This is a genomic window from Myxococcus sp. MH1, from assembly GCF_059738865.1.
The window spans coordinates 7,313,025-7,329,201 of record NZ_AP026947.1 but is presented as its reverse complement, the minus strand read 5'-3'; the positions used below and the strand labels follow the sequence as shown (position 1 = coordinate 7,329,201).

The 16,177-nt window shown below is 70.6% G+C and carries 12 protein-coding genes; 11 read left to right on the top strand and 1 reads right to left on the bottom strand.

Translation table 11 applies throughout. From position 1 onward, the window contains the following. Window positions 1–62: 62 nt before the first annotated feature. Window positions 63–4,505 (bottom strand): hypothetical protein, encoded by a 4,443-nt coding sequence (locus tag AC6JA9_RS28570; RefSeq protein ID WP_223784129.1) that lies wholly within the window; start codon window positions 4,503–4,505, stop codon window positions 63–65. 82 nt (window positions 4,506–4,587) lie between these two features. Here AC6JA9_RS28570 and AC6JA9_RS28565 point away from each other — a divergent pair, with 82 nt between their 5' ends. The 11 genes from AC6JA9_RS28565 to AC6JA9_RS28515 all read left to right on the top strand — a co-directional run bounded on the left by AC6JA9_RS28565 (window position 4,588) and on the right by AC6JA9_RS28515 (window position 16,127). Next, on the top strand, window positions 4,588–5,916 hold the full coding sequence (locus tag AC6JA9_RS28565) for a glycoside hydrolase family 2 TIM barrel-domain containing protein (protein ID WP_223745754.1): 1,329 nt from the start codon (window positions 4,588–4,590) through the stop codon (window positions 5,914–5,916). 121 nt (window positions 5,917–6,037) lie between these two features. Continuing rightward, window positions 6,038–7,249, top strand: coding sequence for a hypothetical protein (locus AC6JA9_RS28560; RefSeq protein ID WP_223745755.1), 1,212 nt, complete (start codon window positions 6,038–6,040; stop codon window positions 7,247–7,249). 7 nt (window positions 7,250–7,256) lie between these two features. Further along, window positions 7,257–8,237 (top strand): HEAT repeat domain-containing protein, encoded by a 981-nt coding sequence (locus AC6JA9_RS28555; RefSeq protein ID WP_223745756.1) that lies wholly within the window; start codon window positions 7,257–7,259, stop codon window positions 8,235–8,237. Between the two features lie 47 nt (window positions 8,238–8,284). Then, window positions 8,285–8,803, top strand: coding sequence for a hypothetical protein (locus AC6JA9_RS28550; RefSeq protein WP_141323642.1), 519 nt, complete (start codon window positions 8,285–8,287; stop codon window positions 8,801–8,803). A gap of 115 nt (window positions 8,804–8,918) precedes the next feature. Then, window positions 8,919–10,301 carry an ATP-binding protein gene (locus AC6JA9_RS28545; RefSeq protein ID WP_497958137.1) on the top strand — a complete coding sequence of 461 codons (1,383 nt, stop codon included), beginning with the start codon at window positions 8,919–8,921 and terminating at the stop codon, window positions 10,299–10,301. After that, complete coding sequence (locus tag AC6JA9_RS28540) at window positions 10,288–10,839, top strand: response regulator transcription factor (protein WP_046714908.1); 552 nt, start codon at window positions 10,288–10,290, stop codon at window positions 10,837–10,839. Before AC6JA9_RS28545 ends, AC6JA9_RS28540 begins: the two co-directional genes overlap by 14 nt. A 68-nt stretch (window positions 10,840–10,907) precedes the next feature. After that, on the top strand, window positions 10,908–11,954 hold the full coding sequence (locus AC6JA9_RS28535) for a hypothetical protein (RefSeq protein ID WP_497958136.1): 1,047 nt from the start codon (window positions 10,908–10,910) through the stop codon (window positions 11,952–11,954). Window positions 11,955–11,956: 2 nt separating this feature from the next. Further along, entirely contained in the window at window positions 11,957–12,430 is a 474-nt protein-coding gene (locus tag AC6JA9_RS28530) for a hypothetical protein (protein ID WP_497958135.1), read from the top strand. Between the two features lie 310 nt (window positions 12,431–12,740). Next, entirely contained in the window at window positions 12,741–13,394 is a 654-nt protein-coding gene (locus AC6JA9_RS28525; protein WP_046714905.1) for a hypothetical protein, read from the top strand. Continuing rightward, window positions 13,391–13,855, top strand: a complete 465-nt coding sequence (locus AC6JA9_RS28520) for a (2Fe-2S)-binding protein (protein ID WP_223785692.1) — start codon at window positions 13,391–13,393, stop codon at window positions 13,853–13,855. The genes AC6JA9_RS28525 and AC6JA9_RS28520 overlap by 4 nt, the downstream gene beginning before the upstream one ends. A gap of 10 nt (window positions 13,856–13,865) precedes the next feature. Further along, the gene (locus AC6JA9_RS28515) at window positions 13,866–16,127 is read left to right on the top strand and encodes a xanthine dehydrogenase family protein molybdopterin-binding subunit (protein ID WP_497958134.1); all 2,262 of its coding nucleotides are present in this window, start codon (window positions 13,866–13,868) and stop codon (window positions 16,125–16,127) included. Window positions 16,128–16,177: the final 50 nt, after the last annotated feature.

The window sequence follows — 16,177 nt, the reverse complement described above, 5'->3', positions numbered from 1 at the left end:
CACCCCTTTTGGAGGGCGCGGGCCCGCGGAGGTCCGCGAGCCCGCACCCGGAGTCAAGACGATTAGATGGTGATGCCGGCCGTCATGAAGACGACCTCGGCGGCGCGCACATCGCCCAGGCCCGTGAAGCTGGCCGTGTCGATGAGCAGTGTCCACTCGCCCAACAGGCTCCGGTCATAGAAGGAGTTGTTGGCCGGCGTGGAGCCGCCCGGCGCCACGCTGCACGCGTCCGTGAAGGCCGCGCCCTGGAACGGGGTGGAGCACGCCGGGTCGGCGACGTCGCACGCGGGCGGGCCGGAGACGCAGGCGGTGAAGGGCACGTAGTGGAGCACCTGCCGCGTCCCGCCGGAGGTGTACTCGTCCCGGTCCACCAGCTCGAACTCGGCGAAGTAGTTGCCGAGCTTGAACCCGTCCATGGTGTCGCGCACCAGCACCGCCGGCACCGACACGGAGGCGCCCGTGGCCGTGACGACGTTGACGCGCACGTTGCGCACGCGGTGGCCCTTGCGCAGCGACAGCACGGTGGAGGCACTCACGTCCGTGGGCGTCACCTGGAAGCGCGCCGCCCGGTACGTCGTCCCGGCGGTGACCAGATCTCCCAGCGCCTTCATGCGCTCCGACTCGTTGACGGTGAGCGGGTGGAAGTCGGTGGCGGCCAGGCGGCGATAGTACGGCGTCAGGCTCATCACCGTGTGCGTGGGCAGGCTGTCCAGGTGCTGCACCAGCCGCGTCTTCATGTCCGGGTAGTTGGCCAGGTTGAAGTCGTAGTTCTCGCGGAACGTCGCAGGGATGGCGCTGTCGCCGGTGGACGCGTCGAAGGGCAGGTACTGGTACTCGGCCACGCGGATGAGCTCCCAGTAGCGGATGGAGAGCTGGTCCAGCGTGCGCAGCGCGCGGGCGTACACCTGCTGGCCGATGAGCAGCTGGTCGAACTTGCGCAGCTCCGTGCCGTTGCCGAAGGCCAGGATGTCGTTGAGCGCGTCACGCGCGGCCACCGAGTTGCGCTGGCGCAGCGTCACCATGTCCCGCTCCATCAGCGCCAGCCGGTACTCCGCCTGGGCCTTGGTGACCTGGGCCTGGAGGTCCATCAGGTCCAGCGTCATCTCCACCTGCGACTGGGAGAGGATCTCCTTCTTCACCTCGTCGGAGATGATGCTGCGCGCGGGCTTCTTCTGGTTGCCGGAGACGATGTCCCACAGCTCGGTGCCGCCGCTCTTGAGCTTGTCCTTGAAGGGCTTGCTCGCGGCGGCGTTGGCGGCGCTCGTCTTGATGGCGTCCCACAGCAGGGTCTGGATGGAGCCGCTCTCGCTGCTGGGCGCGCCCGCGCCGGCCACGGGCGTGCCGCTGGACTCCGACTGGAAGCTCTTCTTCACCTCGCTCCACAGGGACTCGGCCGCCTTGCCCGCCAGGTCCGCCAGGAACTCGCCGCCGTAGGCCGCGGCCACCGTGCCGACCAGGTCCAGCAGGAACTCACCGAAGCCCTTGCTGGTGTTGTAGTGGTCCGTGATTCGCTGGTCCGTGGCCTGGATGTTCTCGGTCATCAGCTGAATCGCCGCCTTGCGGTTGTTCATGGACTGCTGGAGCGCGGCCATGGAGGCGTTCGCCACGGTGATGCGCTGGTCGGCCACCACCTTCTCCGCCTCCAGCACGCCGACGTCCGCGTTGAGCGCGGCCTGGTTCTGGGACATCCACGCGGACAGCTGCGTGCCGTTGGCCAGCGTGAGCCACTGGTTCACGGAGCTGTCGAGCACGTCGTAGAGCGAGTCGAACTCCGCGCGCAGCTGCTCGTAGCGCAGGTGGGGGTTGAAGGGCGTGTCCTTGGCCAGGCCGTAGAAGTTGCGCTGGCTCTGCAGGAAGCTCAGGCGCGTGACGTCGTGGGCCATCAGCGGGCACAGCGAGCCGTAGAGGTACAGGTCCGCGAAGGGACGGCCCGCCGCGGGCGTCTCGTCACACACCAGGCCCGCCTGGGCGAGGATGCCGCCCATCTCCATGATGTTCTGCAGGTAGTGGAAGCCCGCGCGCTGCAGCTCGCCCCGCTTGAAGAGGGCGTTGGCGTGGGACTGCGACACACGCCAGGACTGGGGCGCGAGCAGGGCGCGCAGCATGTCCACGTCGCGGCGCATCGAGCGCAGCACCTTCTGCGTGCCGGCCGTGCCCGCGGCGCCCGCCACGCCGTCGTTGGCCTTGGTGCCGACGTAGCAGGTGCGCGTCTCGTCGCGAGGCACGCAGAGGTAGTCGTCGTAGTGCTCGCAGCTGCCCGGAGGCGCCTCCTGCACCACCACCTGCACCGTCCGGGACAGCCGCTTGCCGGCGATGCCCTTCTTGCCGGACAGCGGCGCCGTGGTGACGAGCTCCGCGCGGGTGTCGACGTAGCGGCCGTTGTAGGAGTCCCCCAGGCTCACGTCGTGCCACGTCTGGATTTGATTCCGGCACGCCAGGTCCCCGAAGAAGGGGCTGTTGCGGCAGGTGGAGTCGGAGCAGTCCTTGTAGCCGTCGTTGTCGTTGTCCAGGCCGTCCGTGCACTGGGCGAAGGTGTTCTCCTGCGCGCCGCACACGTTGCCGGCCAGCGGGCTGTTGCTGCACTGGAAGTCGGAGCAGTCCGAGTAGTAGTCGCCGTCGTTGTCCACGCCGTCCGAGCAGGTGGCGGCGGTGGCCTCCTGCAGGAACGGGTAGGTGTCCGGCTCGCACACCTTCACGTAGGGGTTGCCGGCGCAGCCGGGGTCCTGGCAGTCCACCTTGCCGTCACCGTCGTTGTCGATGCCGTCCGAGCAGTTGAGCACCGTGCGCTCGCTGCCGCAGGCGTTCAGCACGCGGGGGTTGTAGCGGCACTCCTTGTCCGCGCAGTCCACGTCACCGTCGACGTCGTTGTCCGTGCCGTCCGAGCAGGCCGCGTCGTTGGTCTCCTCCAGGCCCGTGGTGAGCAGGAGCACCGGGCCCAGGCCGCAGTACGCGTTGCCGTGGCAGCCCGGGTCCGCGCAGTCACCCAGCCCGTCGCCGTCGTTGTCGATGAGGTCCGTGCACTCCTCGTCGCCGCCCTCGCCCGCGGTGCCGCAGGTGGTCGCGAAGTTCTTGCAGCCGAAGTCGGCGCAGTCGACGAAGCCGTCGCCGTCGTTGTCGTGGCCGTCCTGGCACGCCTCCTCGGAGAACTCGCTGTTGGCCGCGCGGCTCTGCTGACAGAAGCCGCGCTGGCTGCACTCCGGGTCCAGACAGTCCGTCTTGCCGTCGTTGTCGTTGTCCTTGCCGTCGCTGCAGGACTCGGCGGAGGCCTCGCGCTGGATGGGGCCCCAGGACGCGTCCGCGCACACGGTGACGTGCGGGTTCTTGGAGCAGGCGTAGTCCTCGCAGTCGGTGTAGCCGTTGAGGTCGTTGTCCTTGCCGTCGCTGCACTGGGTGTTGTCCGCCTCCGTGCGCGAATCACACAGCGCGATGGCGGGGTTCCAGCGGCACTTCAGGCTGTGGCAGGGGCCGTCCTCGTCCTGGAAGCACTGCTCGGGTGTGATGGGGGAGGCCTTGTGGGGCTCGTTGACGACGCCGGGACCGATGAGCGAGGTGTAGCGGATGACGACGTCGCCGGAGTGGCCGCCCTTGCCGCCGTTGCTGCCGTGGCCGGCTTGCGCGGTGGGGGTGCCGCTGCAGCTCACCTTCGGGTCCGGGCCGTAGTTGCCGGTGATGGTGGTGGTGGGCGGGGAGCCCGTGGCGTCGACGCCCGTCCAGCCATCCTCGCCCTTCTGGCCGGAGGTGGTGACGCGCACGCCGTTGAGGACGTTGGTGTAGAGCACGAAGCTGCCGCCGTTGAGGCCGTCGCGGCCCGGGGGCACGACGCGGTCCATCGGGTCCGCGTCCTGCTGCGGCGTGCGCGCGCCCGGCGTGGTGCGCACGGAGAAGCCGCGCGAGGTGAAGCCGCCGGAGGCGACGACGAGGGTGGCGCCGCCCGTCTGCACCGGGGCGGCCAGCTCCACGAGGGGCGCGACGATGACGATGACCTTGTGGTCCAGGGTGCCCGTGTCCTGCTGCGTGGGCTCGAACAGGTTGGCGCACGCGTGGGTGGAGGAGCAGGCGTTGGAGGCCAGCGTCTGCCAGGTGACGACGGGGCTCTGGGCGGAGATGACGCCGTCGGCCTGGGGCAGCAGGGCCTGGTGGCCCTTGAGGAACACGGGGTAGTCGCGCGCGTAGGACGTCAGCAGGCGCACCTTGTCGGTGGGCTGGTGGCGCGTCTGGAGCACGCCGCGCAGGTCGGCGAAGCGCGGGTCGGGCAGCACCGCGAGCAGCTCGCTCACCGTGGTGTCCATGGAGGCGGGCGCCGCGGGCAGCCCACGCAGCTCCGAGAAGTCCATGGGCGAGGAGAACGCCAGCGGCTGCGCCGTCGTCGCGGTCTCCAACTGCTCGTCTCCGGCCGGACGGGCGGTCTCCGGCAGGCCGTTGTCGCCACAGGCGCCCAGCACCAGCGCGGCCGCCAGACCCCAGACTCTCCGCCGGTCCCGGCGGATGTTTCGCAAGAAGTTCATTGTGATTGGTCCTTTGCTGGGGTGCTGAACGGACCCGGGTGGATTTCTTCCCGCGATTTGTCTGGCGTTATCCTCCGCGCCCATGGCCCCTACGCTTCGCTGTCCTGGCGTCGTCCTGGTGTGGCTGTTCGCGGTGGTGCTGTCCGTAGGTCCGGTGGCGGAGGCCCGGACCACCCTGGTGAAGGGGGAGGGCGGCTGGAGCTTGCAGGTGGATGGCCGCCCCCATGTCGCCAAGGGGGTGACGTTCAGCGGCAGCGCGGGCTCGGCCGCGTACGAGCAGGACTGCGCGCGGCTCGCGGCGCTCGGCGTCAATACCTTGAGGACCTGGGGAGTGGGGCCGCAGACGCAGCCGCTGTTGGACGCGGCGCACAAGCACGGGCTCAAGGTGCTCGTCGGGCTGTGGATGCGGCATGGCCAGCCCGGCGCGGAGGACGACGACTCGTTCGACTATCTCACCGACACGGCGGGCATGAAGAAGCAGCGCGAGGACACGCTGGAGAGCGTGCGGCGCTACAAGGACCACCCGGCGGTGCTCGCGTGGGGCGTGGGCAACGAGGTCATCCTCAACAGTCCCAACGACGCGGCGAAGGAGGCCTACGCCCGCTTCCTGGAGGGCGTGGTCCGGGACATCAAGAAGGTGGACGACGCGCACCCCGTCATCTCGGTGGATGCGTGGGTGCTCGCGGTGAAGTGGTGGGAGAAGCTCGTCCCGTCGCTGGATGCCTACGGCCTCAATGTCTATGGACGGGGGCTCCAGGCGCTGCCGGAGGCGCTGCGCGAGGAGGGCGCCACCAAACCCTGGCTCATCACCGAGTTCGGCGCGCAGGGTGAGTGGGACGCGCCCAAGGATGAGCGGGGCGTCCCGCGCGAGCCCGATGACCGGGAGAAGTACGCCGTCATCGTCGACGCGTGGAACACGCTGCTCGCGCCCCACGTGCGCACCGGTGACTGCCTGGGGCTCTTCGTCTTCAACTTCAGCTCCACGTTCGACCACACCAGCCTGTGGCTCGGCATGCTGTCGGGCAAGTCGACGCGGCCCGCGTGGCACGCCGTGCGCGAGGCGTACACGGGGCAGAAGCCGCAGCCGCCCCTGCCGGAGGTGGGCGCGCTCGTCGTCCAGGGCGTGAAGAAGGAGACCTCGGGCACCTGGGCGGACGTGGCCTTCGAGGTGAAGGACCCGCAGGGCCGGCCGCTGGACATCTCCTTCGCGTACAACTTTCGGGGCGCGGCCACCCGCTTCGAGCGCGGTGAGGTCATCCGCCTGCGCGCCACGCCGGGCGCCACACCGAACTCTTGGCGCGTGAAGCTCCCCTCGGTGAAAGGCCCCATCAAGCTGTACGGGCTGGCGAAGGACGCCTCTGGCAACCTGATGACGGCCACCACCTCCGTGCTCACTTCCTCTGCGCCATGAGCCGTTCCGCCGTGTCGTGGAAAGGCAGAGCGAATTGTATCTTCGAAGGAATACTGTAATTATCTGATTTCTGAGATTTTAAGGTCTGGGTGGTTGGAGCACGTAGTAGGGTCGGCGCGGCATGCGTCCCGAATCGTCTTCGCGCTCCACCTCCTCGGGCCGGCTGTCGCGCCATCGCGTGGTCGCCGTGCTCGTGGGTGGGCTGTTGCTGGTGTTGGTCGTGGGGGTGGTGACCTTCTGGCGCGGAAGTCTTGCGCCCTCGACTCCGGTGCCGGCTGTTGGCGTCACGCCCGACGGAGGGGCCCCGCATCGGGGCGCTCGCGCGGGTGGGCGGGCCTTGGCCGCGGCCCAAGAGGAGGAGGCCGTCGAGGCTGCGCCCCGGTACGACGCCACCACCTGCTGGCGGGAGCTGGAGCGCTTCAACGACGGCGTGAGCGTGGAGACGTTCCGCGAGTGGGCGGCGCCGCTGCTCGCGTCGAGAGACCCGCTGGTCCGGATGTACCTCAAGGAGCGGCTGACGGAGCTCATCGGCGGAGACGCGAGCAAGGCGCGCGAGGTGTTGGAGTGGACGCGCGAGGCGGGGCCGAAGGAGTTCAAGGTCTTCGCGATGGCGCTGAAGGACTCGGACGCGGTGCACCTGCCGGAGGTGTCCCGGCGCATCCTGGAGCTGGGGCTGGACGTGGAGCTGTCGCCCGAGCGGCGCGCGGGGGTGTTGTCCGCGTTGGACACGCAGAAGCAGCTCTCCCCCGACGCGCTGTCGAAGCTCTCGGACTTCGCCAAGGACCCGGCCTCGGGTGAGGCGGGGTGGGCGGCGGCGCGGACCATCGCCCGGGTGATGAAGAACGACTACGGGCGCACGGCGAACGCGGGGCCCTATCTCGAATCACTGTTGAGCATCGGCACGCAGTCGCTCGACGAGCACGTGCGCTACATGGCGCTCTCCACGCCGATGGAGACGGCGCCGGTGCTGGATGCGCGCGCCACGGACGGCTACGCGAAGGTGCTCACCACCGAGGGCAGCCCCGACGCGCGCGGCGCCGCGGCGCACAACCTGGCCCTGTCCGAGGACCGGACGAAGGTGCTGGACACCTTCACGCGCGCCTTCGAGCCGGAGCAGGACGTGTGCGTGAGATGGGCGTTGTTCCGCTTCTCCGCGCGCGCCGCGGGACAGGAGGCGCTGCCCGTCATGGCGAAGATGGCGCTCATCGACCCGCGCTTCCAGCCGCTGTACCAGGACTTCGAGCGCATCTACGCCAGCGGCGTCGTGGACTTCGAGCGCGTGTGGAACGCGCTGGCGGACCAGGACCCCCTCGGCTGTCTCCACCACGACTGAGCCCTCCATGACGCGCACCTCGTCTTTTCTCCGGGCCCTTCGCCTGCTGGCCCTGTCGTCGCTCCTGCTGTCCGTCCCTTCCTGGTCCGCGCCGCCTCCCGAGCTCCAGCCGGAGACGTGCTCGGTGGAGGGGCTGATGGACTCCATCCGTCGAGGGCTCCAGTCGAAGTCGCCCGCGTACCGGCGCTACCTGCGCGAGCTGTTGAAGGAGTCCGCCGTCACGCTGCCCGAGGCGCAGCTGCGCGCGGCCTTCGAGCGCGAGACGGAGCCCGTCATGGTGGAGCACCTGGCGGCGGCCCTGGCGGCGAAGACGGACCGGGGCGAGAGCCCGGGCACGCTCCAGCTCGTGGCGAAGCGCGCGCTCGGGGACGCGGACCCGGCGGTGCGAGCGGCCGCCACGCGCGCGCTGCGGCGCACGAGCGCGGAGGAGCACACCGGGGACATGTACTCGCGGCTGGTGCGGGACGCCTCGCCCCAGGTCCGCGAGGAGGCCGCGACGAACCTCATCGAGGACAACCAGTTCGTCTACGCGGGCATGCACGGGCCGTCGTCGGACCTGGCGGTGGCGGCGGCCGCGGCGTCCCATGACGCGAAGGTGACGGCGAGAATCCTGGGCAACATCTCCACCGCGGCCATCGGCGCGGGTTCCGCCGGGGCCCTGCACACGCTGCTGGGCAGCGATGACGCGCAGGTGCGCGCGTCGGCGGCGACGGCGCTGGGTGGGGTGCCCGCGTCGGAGATGGCGCGCGCGCGTCAGACGCTCGGCGCGCTGTATCGCGCCGAACAGGACGTGGGTGTGCGGACGGCCATCCTCCAGAGCCTCGCGCGGCTGGGGTTCCAGGGCGCGGTGCCGGAGCTTCGGGCGCTGCGGAGTGTCGACCCGCGGCTGGTCGCCGAGGTCGACGCCTGGATTGGCGCGTTGAGTACCGGTCTTCAGGAGTGGAGCCTGCTCCTGAGGGAGAAGCAGCGGTTGCGTCAGGCTCGCTGAGCAGCAGTCCTTCTGGGGGCCGCACAGTCGGCCCGAAAGGAACAACGATGCGTAGCTCCAAGTCGCGCCTGATGGCGCTGGCGGCCCTGGTCTCCCTTCCCACGGCCGCGCTCGCGTACACCGCCGTGGCGCCGTATCCGAGCACCGTGACGGCCACCACGTACTACTCGAGCGGCACGTACCACGGCGCCGTGGACGTGGCGAACTCGCGCTGCAACTACTGGGGGGCCCAGACGGGCGTGTCCGCCACCGTCTACTGGAACGTGACGGTGCGCACCTCGGGCGTGGTGTGCAACGGCAACGGCAGCGGCAACCAGAACGAGGCGAAGCTCAACCTCGGCAGTGGTTGGTCCTTCCGTCAGTGGCATTGGATCAAGACCAGTGACTCGTATGACCGCACGTGCAACCGCTGCCAGGTCGGAAACCTGGGCGGCACGGGCAACGCCACCGGTCCCCACTCCCACTTCCAGAAGGACCAGTACGGCACCAAGAACACGTCCTGGTACTCCTCGTACACGTCGAAGGGCGAGGCCTTGGACCGTGGTGAGCTGATGGGCTACATCTAACCGAAGCCCCGCACCGGCCAGGGAAGCGGGGCGTCGTGTTCCTCCTCCCTGGCCCGGTGCCCCTGCGTCAACTTGACGCGCTCGCGGACCGGGGGCTTACGGGTTACAAGGAGGCGTGTTCCGCCCGCCCTCCGACTCGCAGGCGGCCCCGCGTGGCTCGCCGGCGTCGAGACAACCTCCGCCTCGCTCCGCGTTCCACCGCTCCGCGCAGGACATGGTGGACCTGCTGTCGTCCAGCGCGATTGCCCTGCGGTGGCTCGCGCGCCTGCGCTGGCACGCGGTGGCGGGCACGGGGCTCACCATCATCGTGGCCGTGCGGGTGCTGATGCTCGACCTGCCGGTGGTGCCGCTGCTCGCGCTGGTGGCGACGACGGGTGTGTCCAACCTGCTCTTGACGCTGTGGCTGCGCCGGGGGCCGGTGGTGAAGACGCACCACCTGGGTGGCGTGCTCGCGTTCGACACGATGCTGCTGACGGCGATGCTCGCGCTCTCCGGGGGGCCGGACAACCCGTTCGCCATGCTGTACCTGGTGCACGTGTCGCTGGCGGCGCTCGTGCTGGGGCGGCGCTGGATCGTCTGCCTGTGCATGCTGTCCGTGCTGGGGCCCATGGCGCTGATGCAGTGGCACGTGCCGCTGGTCGAGGTGGCGCATGTGGCCAGTCCCATGCCGCCGCACTCTCGCCATGTGCTGGGGCTGTGGGTCGCCTTCGCGCTGACGGTGATGCTCATCGCGCTGATGGTGGCGCGGGTGTCGGCGGCGCTCCGGAACCGACAGGAGGCGCTGGTGCGCGCCCAACTGCTCGCGGCGCGGGCGGAGAAGCTGGCCTCGCTGAGCACACTGGCAGCGGGCGCCGCGCACGAGCTGGGCTCCCCGTTGGGCACCATCGCCATCGCGGCCAACGAGCTGGAGGCGCTCATCCAGGAGGAGCCGAACGAGGCGCTCGAGGACGCCAGGCTCATCCGCGACCAGGTGGAGCGCTGCCGGGACATCCTGGAGCGCATGAGCGCGCGCGCGGGGCAGACCTACGGCGAGGTGCCCGAGCGCACCACGACGGGCGCGGTGCTCGGGCTGCTGCGCGAGCAGCTGTCGGCCGGGGAGCTCTCGCGGCTGCGCTTCACGCAGGGGCCCGACGTGTCGCTGTTCTTCCCCACGCGCGGGCTGGTGCAGGTGCTGGCCAACCTGGTGCGCAACGCGCTGCACGCGAGCGAGGCGTCGCAGGCGCCCGTCACGTTGAGCGTGCACGGCGACGCGGAGGGCACCGCCTTCGTGGTGGAGGACCAGGGCACGGGCATCCCCCGCGAGGTGCTGGAGCGCGTGGGCGAGCCGTTCTTCACCACCAAGCCGGCGGGGCAGGGCATGGGGCTGGGGCTGTTCCTGGGTCAGACGTTCGCGGAGCTGTGCGGCGGACGACTGGAGCTGGATACGGAAGAGGGCCGGGGCACGCGCGCCACGCTCGTGCTGCCGTGCAGGAGGGAGGCTGTCCATGCAGCGGCCTGAGACCTCCGCGGTGGTGCTCGTCATCGACGACGACGAGCCCTATCGCGAGCGATTGGTGCGCGCCTTCGGGCGCAAGGGCTTCACCGCGCACGGCGTGGGCAGCGCGAAGGAGGCGCTCGAGCTGGCGCCGTCGGTGCGCCCCGGCTACGCCGTCATCGACCTGAAGCTGCCGGATGGCTCGGGGCTCGACCTGGTGCGCGAGCTCAAGGCGCTGGATGCGCGCACGACGATGGTGGTCCTCACCGGCTACGGGAGCATCGCCACGGCGGTGGAGGCCGTGCGCCGTGGGGCCACGCACTACCTCTCCAAGCCCGTGGACGTGGATGACATCCTGCTGGCCTTCGCGGGCGCCACGCTGCCCGCCGGAGAGGCCGCTGCCCTGGAGCACCAGGTGCCCTCGCTGGCGCGCGCGGAGTGGGAGCACATCCAGCGGGTGCTCGCGGACTGTGGCGGCAATATCTCCCAGGCCGCCCGTCTGCTGCGCATCCAGCGCCGCAGCCTCCAGCGCAAGCTGTCCAAGCACCCCGTGCGGCAGTGAGACGGGGTGACGCGGGGTGCGTCACCAAGACGCACGATGCGGCCCGCGCCCTTCGTTAGTGTGGCGGCGTGCGAATCGTCTGGCTCGTCGTCCTCGTCCTCCTCGCTCCGGGCTGTGAGCGTCGCTCCTCGCGCGGGGGCGCCGGCTGGAAGGCCGTGGACGGCGGCATCGTCTGCGAGGGCGGAGGGCTGCAGCACCTGGCCTGCACGGGCCTGTACGGCGAGGGGGGCAAGGGCTGGGAGAAGCGCGCGGTGGGCGCCGGGATTCGCGCCTTCGAGCCCGGCCTGCAGCTCTGGAGCGACGGGCTGGAGAAGTCCCGCTTCATCCTGCTGCCGCCCGGGACGCGCATCGACACCTCGCGTCCGGACGAGTGGCGCTTTCCTCCCGGCACGAAGCTCTGGAAGGAGTTCCGCTGGAAGGGAAGGCCCATCGAGACGCGGCTCTTGTGGAAGAAGTCCGAGGACAAGTGGCTGCGGACGACGTACCGCTGGAGCGACGACGGCCAGCAGGCCACCGAGCTCACCGACGGCGAGAAGAACGTGCCGGGGACCCCGGGCCATGAAATCCCGAGCCAGGTGGACTGCCTGACGTGCCACGGAGGGCGCGAGGACGAGGTGCTCGGCTTCGAGGCCGTGGCGCTCGGGCACGAGGCGGCGCGGGGACTGACGCTGGCGAAGCTGGTGGAGGAGGGCCTGCTCACCCATCCCCCCGAGCCTCCGCCGCGAATCCCGGGGAGCGAGGTGGACCGCGCGGCGCTGGGCTACCTGCACATGAACTGCGGCGTGTCCTGTCACAACACCAACCCGCTGGCGTTGGGCGGAGGCGGCGGGCTGCTGTTGCGCCTGGAGGCCGCGGAGCTGGGCTCGGTGCACCTGACGGATGCGTGGAAGACGGCGGTGGGCGTGCGCTCCATCTTCCGCACCACGGGCCTGTTCGGAGACGCCGTGCCTCGCATCGCGCCGGGGGACGTGAAGCGCAGCACCTTGTTCCACCGCATGAGCGCTCGCGGACTTCCCGTCCAGATGCCTCCCCTCGGCACCCACGTGGTGGATGAGCAGGGGCGCGGAGTGGTCCAGCGCTGGATTGAGTCCATGCCCGCCACGGCGGAGAGGTGAGCGTGAGCGCGTACCCGGTGGTGCTCTTCCTTCATTCGTGGGTGCGCTGGGCGGTGGTGCTGCTGGGCGTGCTCGCGCTGGGAAGGGCGCTTCGGGGCTGGAGCGGGGGGCGTGAGTGGACGCGCGGGGACCGGCGGCTCCAGGTGTTCTGCGTGTCCGCCTTCGACACGCAGATGCTGTTGGGGATGGTGCTCTATTCGGGCCTGAGCCCGTTCACGCCCTTCTCGCGGCAAGGCGGTCTGCGCGAGAGCCTGGCCCACCCGACGCTGCGCTTCTTCGGCATCGAACACCCGACGCTGATGCTGCTGGCGTTGGTCGTCGCTCACGTGGGGTCCGCGTTGAGCCAGCGCGCGGACGTGTCGGTGACGCGGCACCGCGCCTGGGCCCTGGGGCTGCTCGTCGCGATGGGGCTGGTCGCGTGCGCCATCCCGTGGGCCGGGTTGTCCCAGGGTCGTCCCCTGTTTCGAGGTTTCTGAGGTCCTCGCCCATGTATGACTTCCTCTGGATGATGTTCGTGGTGGCTCCCTCGGTGCCCCGGGCGCCGAGCCTCAAGCGAGCGCCGAGGGCCGCGCTGTCGGAGCGGACCCGGAAGGGGCCTGGCGAGGCGCCTCCCACGCCCCCGGCGAGGCGCGCGCGACGCCCGGTGGGCAAGACGCGTCGTCTTCGAGACCCCGCCGCAAGGTGAAGTGGGAAAGGGGCGTGTGACTCCCACCTCCACGTTCAGTGGCGGGAGTCCGTGGAACATTCGGCTTGAGCAGGGGGGCGACATGCCAGAACCTTGTCGCGATGAAGCTCGCCCTTCCGGTCATGGCCTCCGTGTTCTTCCTCGCGGGCGCCGGAGGATGTCGGCGTCAGCCCGATACCGAGGCTGCGCAGTGGGAGCCGCTTCCGCGGGTCGACGCCCGCGAGCTGCGCTCCCTGGACATGTTCCAGCGCATCGAGGACCCGAAGCAGCGCTCCCGGGCGCTGTTCCTCGAAGCCAGTCGCGTGCTGCTGCATCCGCGCTGCGCGAACTGCCATCCGGATGGGGACAGCCCCTTCCAGGAGATGGGCTTCAAGCCGCATGACCCGCCCGTGACGCGAGGCCCCGAGGGCTTCGGCGTCGTGGGCATGGAGTGCGCGGGCTGTCACCAGGACCGCAACCAGGCGCTGACGCGCGTGCCGGGGGCGCCGAACTGGCACCTGGCGCCGCTGTCCATGGCCTGGGTGGGCAAGAGCCCCCGGCAGGTGTGCGAGCAGCTCAAGGACCCCGCGAGGAACGGAGGCAAGACGTTGGCGCAAATCGTCGAGCACAACGCGCATGACGAGCTGGTGGCGTGGGGTTGGACGCCGGGCTCTGGGCGGGAGCCCGCGCCGGGCACCCAGGAACAGTTCGGCGCGCTGGTGGGCGCGTGGGTGGAGACGGGCGCGGAGTGCCCCAGCGAGGAGGCGCGGCCATGAGCATTCGCGTGAAGGTCAACGGCGTGGACCAGGTGCTGGACGTGGACCCGGAGATGCCGCTGTTGTGGGCGCTGCGCGACGTGCTCGGGCTGACCGGGACGAAGTACGGCTGCGGTGAGGCGCTGTGCGGCGCGTGCAGCGTGCACCTGGACGGGCAGGTGGTGCGCGCGTGCGTGACGCCCATCCGCCGCGCGGACGGGCACAGCGTCACCACCATCGAGGGCCTGTCGCCGGACGGCAGCCATCCGCTCCAGCGCGCGTGGGTGGAGCTGGGCGTGCCGCAGTGCGGGTTCTGCCAGTCGGGACAGCTGATGTGCGCGGCGGCGCTGCTGGTGAAGAAGCCGCGGCCGACGGACCAGGACATCGACCAGTCGCTCGCGGGCAACCTCTGCCGCTGTGGGACGTACACGCGCATCCGCGCGGCCGTGAAGAAGGCCGCGGGCACGCCCGACGCGAAGTGACGAGGACGCGATGAGCCAACAGCCTGAGTTGATTTCCCGGCGCTCCTTCCTCGAAGGGCTCAACCTCTCGGTGGGAGGGCTGGCGCTGGGCGTGGTGCCCACCGTGACGCTGGCGGGCGCGGCCCCTGGCGCGAAGGGCAAGCCCGCGGAGCTTCGGCCCAACGTCTTCGTGCACATCGCCTCGGACGGGCAGGTCACCATCGTCTGCCACCGCTCGGAGATGGGGCAGGGCGTCCGCAGCTCAGTGCCGGTGGTGGTGGCGGACGAGTTGGGCGCGGACATGGCGCGGGTGAAGGTGGTGCAGGCCGTGGGTGACGCCGTGTACGGCGACCAGAACACGGATGGCTCCAGCAGCATCCGGGGCGTGTACCAGTCGCTGCGCCGCACGGGCGCCACGGCGCGGGAGATGCTGGTGGCCGCGGCGGCGCGTCGCTGGAAGGTGCCGGCCTCGGACTGCGAGGCGAGGGAGCACGCGGTGTTCCACAAGCGGGGCTCGCGCTCGCTGGGCTTCGGGGAGCTGGTGGCGGACGCGGCGAAGCTGCCGGTGCCCAAGGCGGAGTCGGTGGCGCTGCGGCCCTCGTCGGAGCTGCGCTACGTGGGCAAGGAGCTGCCGCTGCTGGACGGGCCGGCCTATGTCACGGGCACGGCCGTCTTCGGCGCGGACGTGAAGCTGCCGGGCATGCTCATCGCGGTGGTGGCGCGGCCTCCCGTCGTCGGTGGGAAGGTGGTGCGCTTCGATGCCGCGAAGGCGCTCGCGATTCCCGGCGTGAAGCAGGTGCTGGAGCTGCCCGTGCCCAAGCGGCCCTATGTCTTCCAGGGCTGGGGCGGGGTGGCGGTGCTGGCGGAGAACACGTGGGCGGCGATGCGGGGCCGCGCGGCGCTGGACATCACCTGGGAGGACGGCCCCAACGCTGAGTACGACTCGGTGAAGTATCGCGAGGCGCTGCTGGAGTCGGTGCGGGTGCCGGGCAAGCCGGCGCGCGCGGTGGGGGACGTGGACAAGGCGCTCGCGAGCGCCGCGCGGGTGGTGGAGGCGGAGTACTACGCGCCGCACCTGTCCCACGCGCCCATGGAGCCGCCGGTGGCGCTGGCACGGGTGGCGAATGGGGTCTGCGAGGTGTGGGCGCCTTCGCAGCATCCGCAGGCGGCGCGCACCGAGGCGGCGCAGGCGTCGGGGTTGCCCGAGGACAAGGTGACGGTGAACGTCACGCTGCTGGGCGGCGGTTTCGGACGCAAGTCGAAGGCGGACTTCGTCGCGGAGGCGGTGCACCTGGCGAAGATGGCGGGCGTGCCGGTGCGCGTGCAGTGGACGCGCGAGGACGACATCCGTCATGACTACTACCACTCGGCCAGCGCGCAGCGGCTGAGCTGTGGCTTGGACGCGGCGGGCAAGCCCACGGCGTGGCTGCACCGCACGTCCTTCCCGGCCATCCGCTCCACGTTCTCCGAGGACGTGACGGGGCCGGTGGCGAGGGACTTGAATCAGGGCGTGCTGGACCTGGCGCTGGCGATTCCGAACGTGCGCGCGGAGATGGGCGAGGCGCTGGCGAAGGTGCGCATCGGCTGGCTGCGCTCGGTGAACAACATCTTCCACGGCTTCGCGGTGGGCTCGTTCATGGACGAGCTGGCGCATGCGCGGGGGATGGACCCGCGGGAGAACCTGCTGGAGGTGATCGGGCCTCCGCGCCTCGTGTCCGTGGCGGAGCTGGGCGTCAGCGCGCTGCCGAACTATGGCGCGCCGGTGGAGGCGCATCCGGTGAACGCGGAGCGGCTGCGCGGGGTCATCGAGCGCGTCACGGCGATGTCGGGCTGGAGCGAGCGCGAGAAGAACGGCCGCACGCTGGGGCTCGCCGCGCACCGCAGCTTCCTGAGCTACGTGGGCGTGGTGGTGTCGATGAAGAAGGACGCGGCGGGACGGGCGCGCGTGGACGAGGCGTGGGTGGCGGTGGACGCGGGGCTGGTGGTGAACCCGGACCGCGTCCGCTCGCAGATGGAGGGCTCCGTCATCTTCGGCATGAGCCTGGCGTTCTACGGCGCCATCACGATGAAGGGCGGCGCGACGGAGCAGTCGAACTTCCGCGACTACAGGCTGGTGCGCATGGCCGACGCGCCCCGGGCCATCCACGTGGACATCATCCAGAGTGACGCGCCCCCGGGTGGCGTGGGCGAGCCGGGCGTGCCCCCGGTGGCCCCCGCCATCGCCAATGCGCTCTTCGCCCTCACGGGCACGCGCGTGAGGGATTTGCCCATCGTTCGGACACTTCCGGTGTAACCGGGCTTGATGCTAGGCTTCTTGGAGTTCCAAGAAGTCTGGCCCGGGGG

What these genes read in the sequence shown, in the direction of transcription:
- AC6JA9_RS28525 (WP_046714905.1), top strand. Translation starts at nt 12,741, where the DNA reads ATGAAGCTCGCCCTTCCGGTCATGGCCTCCGTGTTCTTCCTCGCGGGC.
- AC6JA9_RS28560 (WP_223745755.1), top strand. Translation starts at nt 6,038, where the DNA reads ATGCGTCCCGAATCGTCTTCGCGCTCCACCTCCTCGGGCCGGCTGTCG.
- AC6JA9_RS28515 (WP_497958134.1), top strand. Translation starts at nt 13,866, where the DNA reads ATGAGCCAACAGCCTGAGTTGATTTCCCGGCGCTCCTTCCTCGAAGGG.
- AC6JA9_RS28520 (WP_223785692.1), top strand. Translation starts at nt 13,391, where the DNA reads ATGAGCATTCGCGTGAAGGTCAACGGCGTGGACCAGGTGCTGGACGTG.
- AC6JA9_RS28550 (WP_141323642.1), top strand. Translation starts at nt 8,285, where the DNA reads ATGCGTAGCTCCAAGTCGCGCCTGATGGCGCTGGCGGCCCTGGTCTCC.
- AC6JA9_RS28555 (WP_223745756.1), top strand. Translation starts at nt 7,257, where the DNA reads ATGACGCGCACCTCGTCTTTTCTCCGGGCCCTTCGCCTGCTGGCCCTG.
- AC6JA9_RS28570 (WP_223784129.1), bottom strand. Translation starts at nt 4,505, where the DNA reads ATGAACTTCTTGCGAAACATCCGCCGGGACCGGCGGAGAGTCTGGGGT.
- AC6JA9_RS28565 (WP_223745754.1), top strand. Translation starts at nt 4,588, where the DNA reads ATGGCCCCTACGCTTCGCTGTCCTGGCGTCGTCCTGGTGTGGCTGTTC.
- AC6JA9_RS28540 (WP_046714908.1), top strand. Translation starts at nt 10,288, where the DNA reads ATGCAGCGGCCTGAGACCTCCGCGGTGGTGCTCGTCATCGACGACGAC.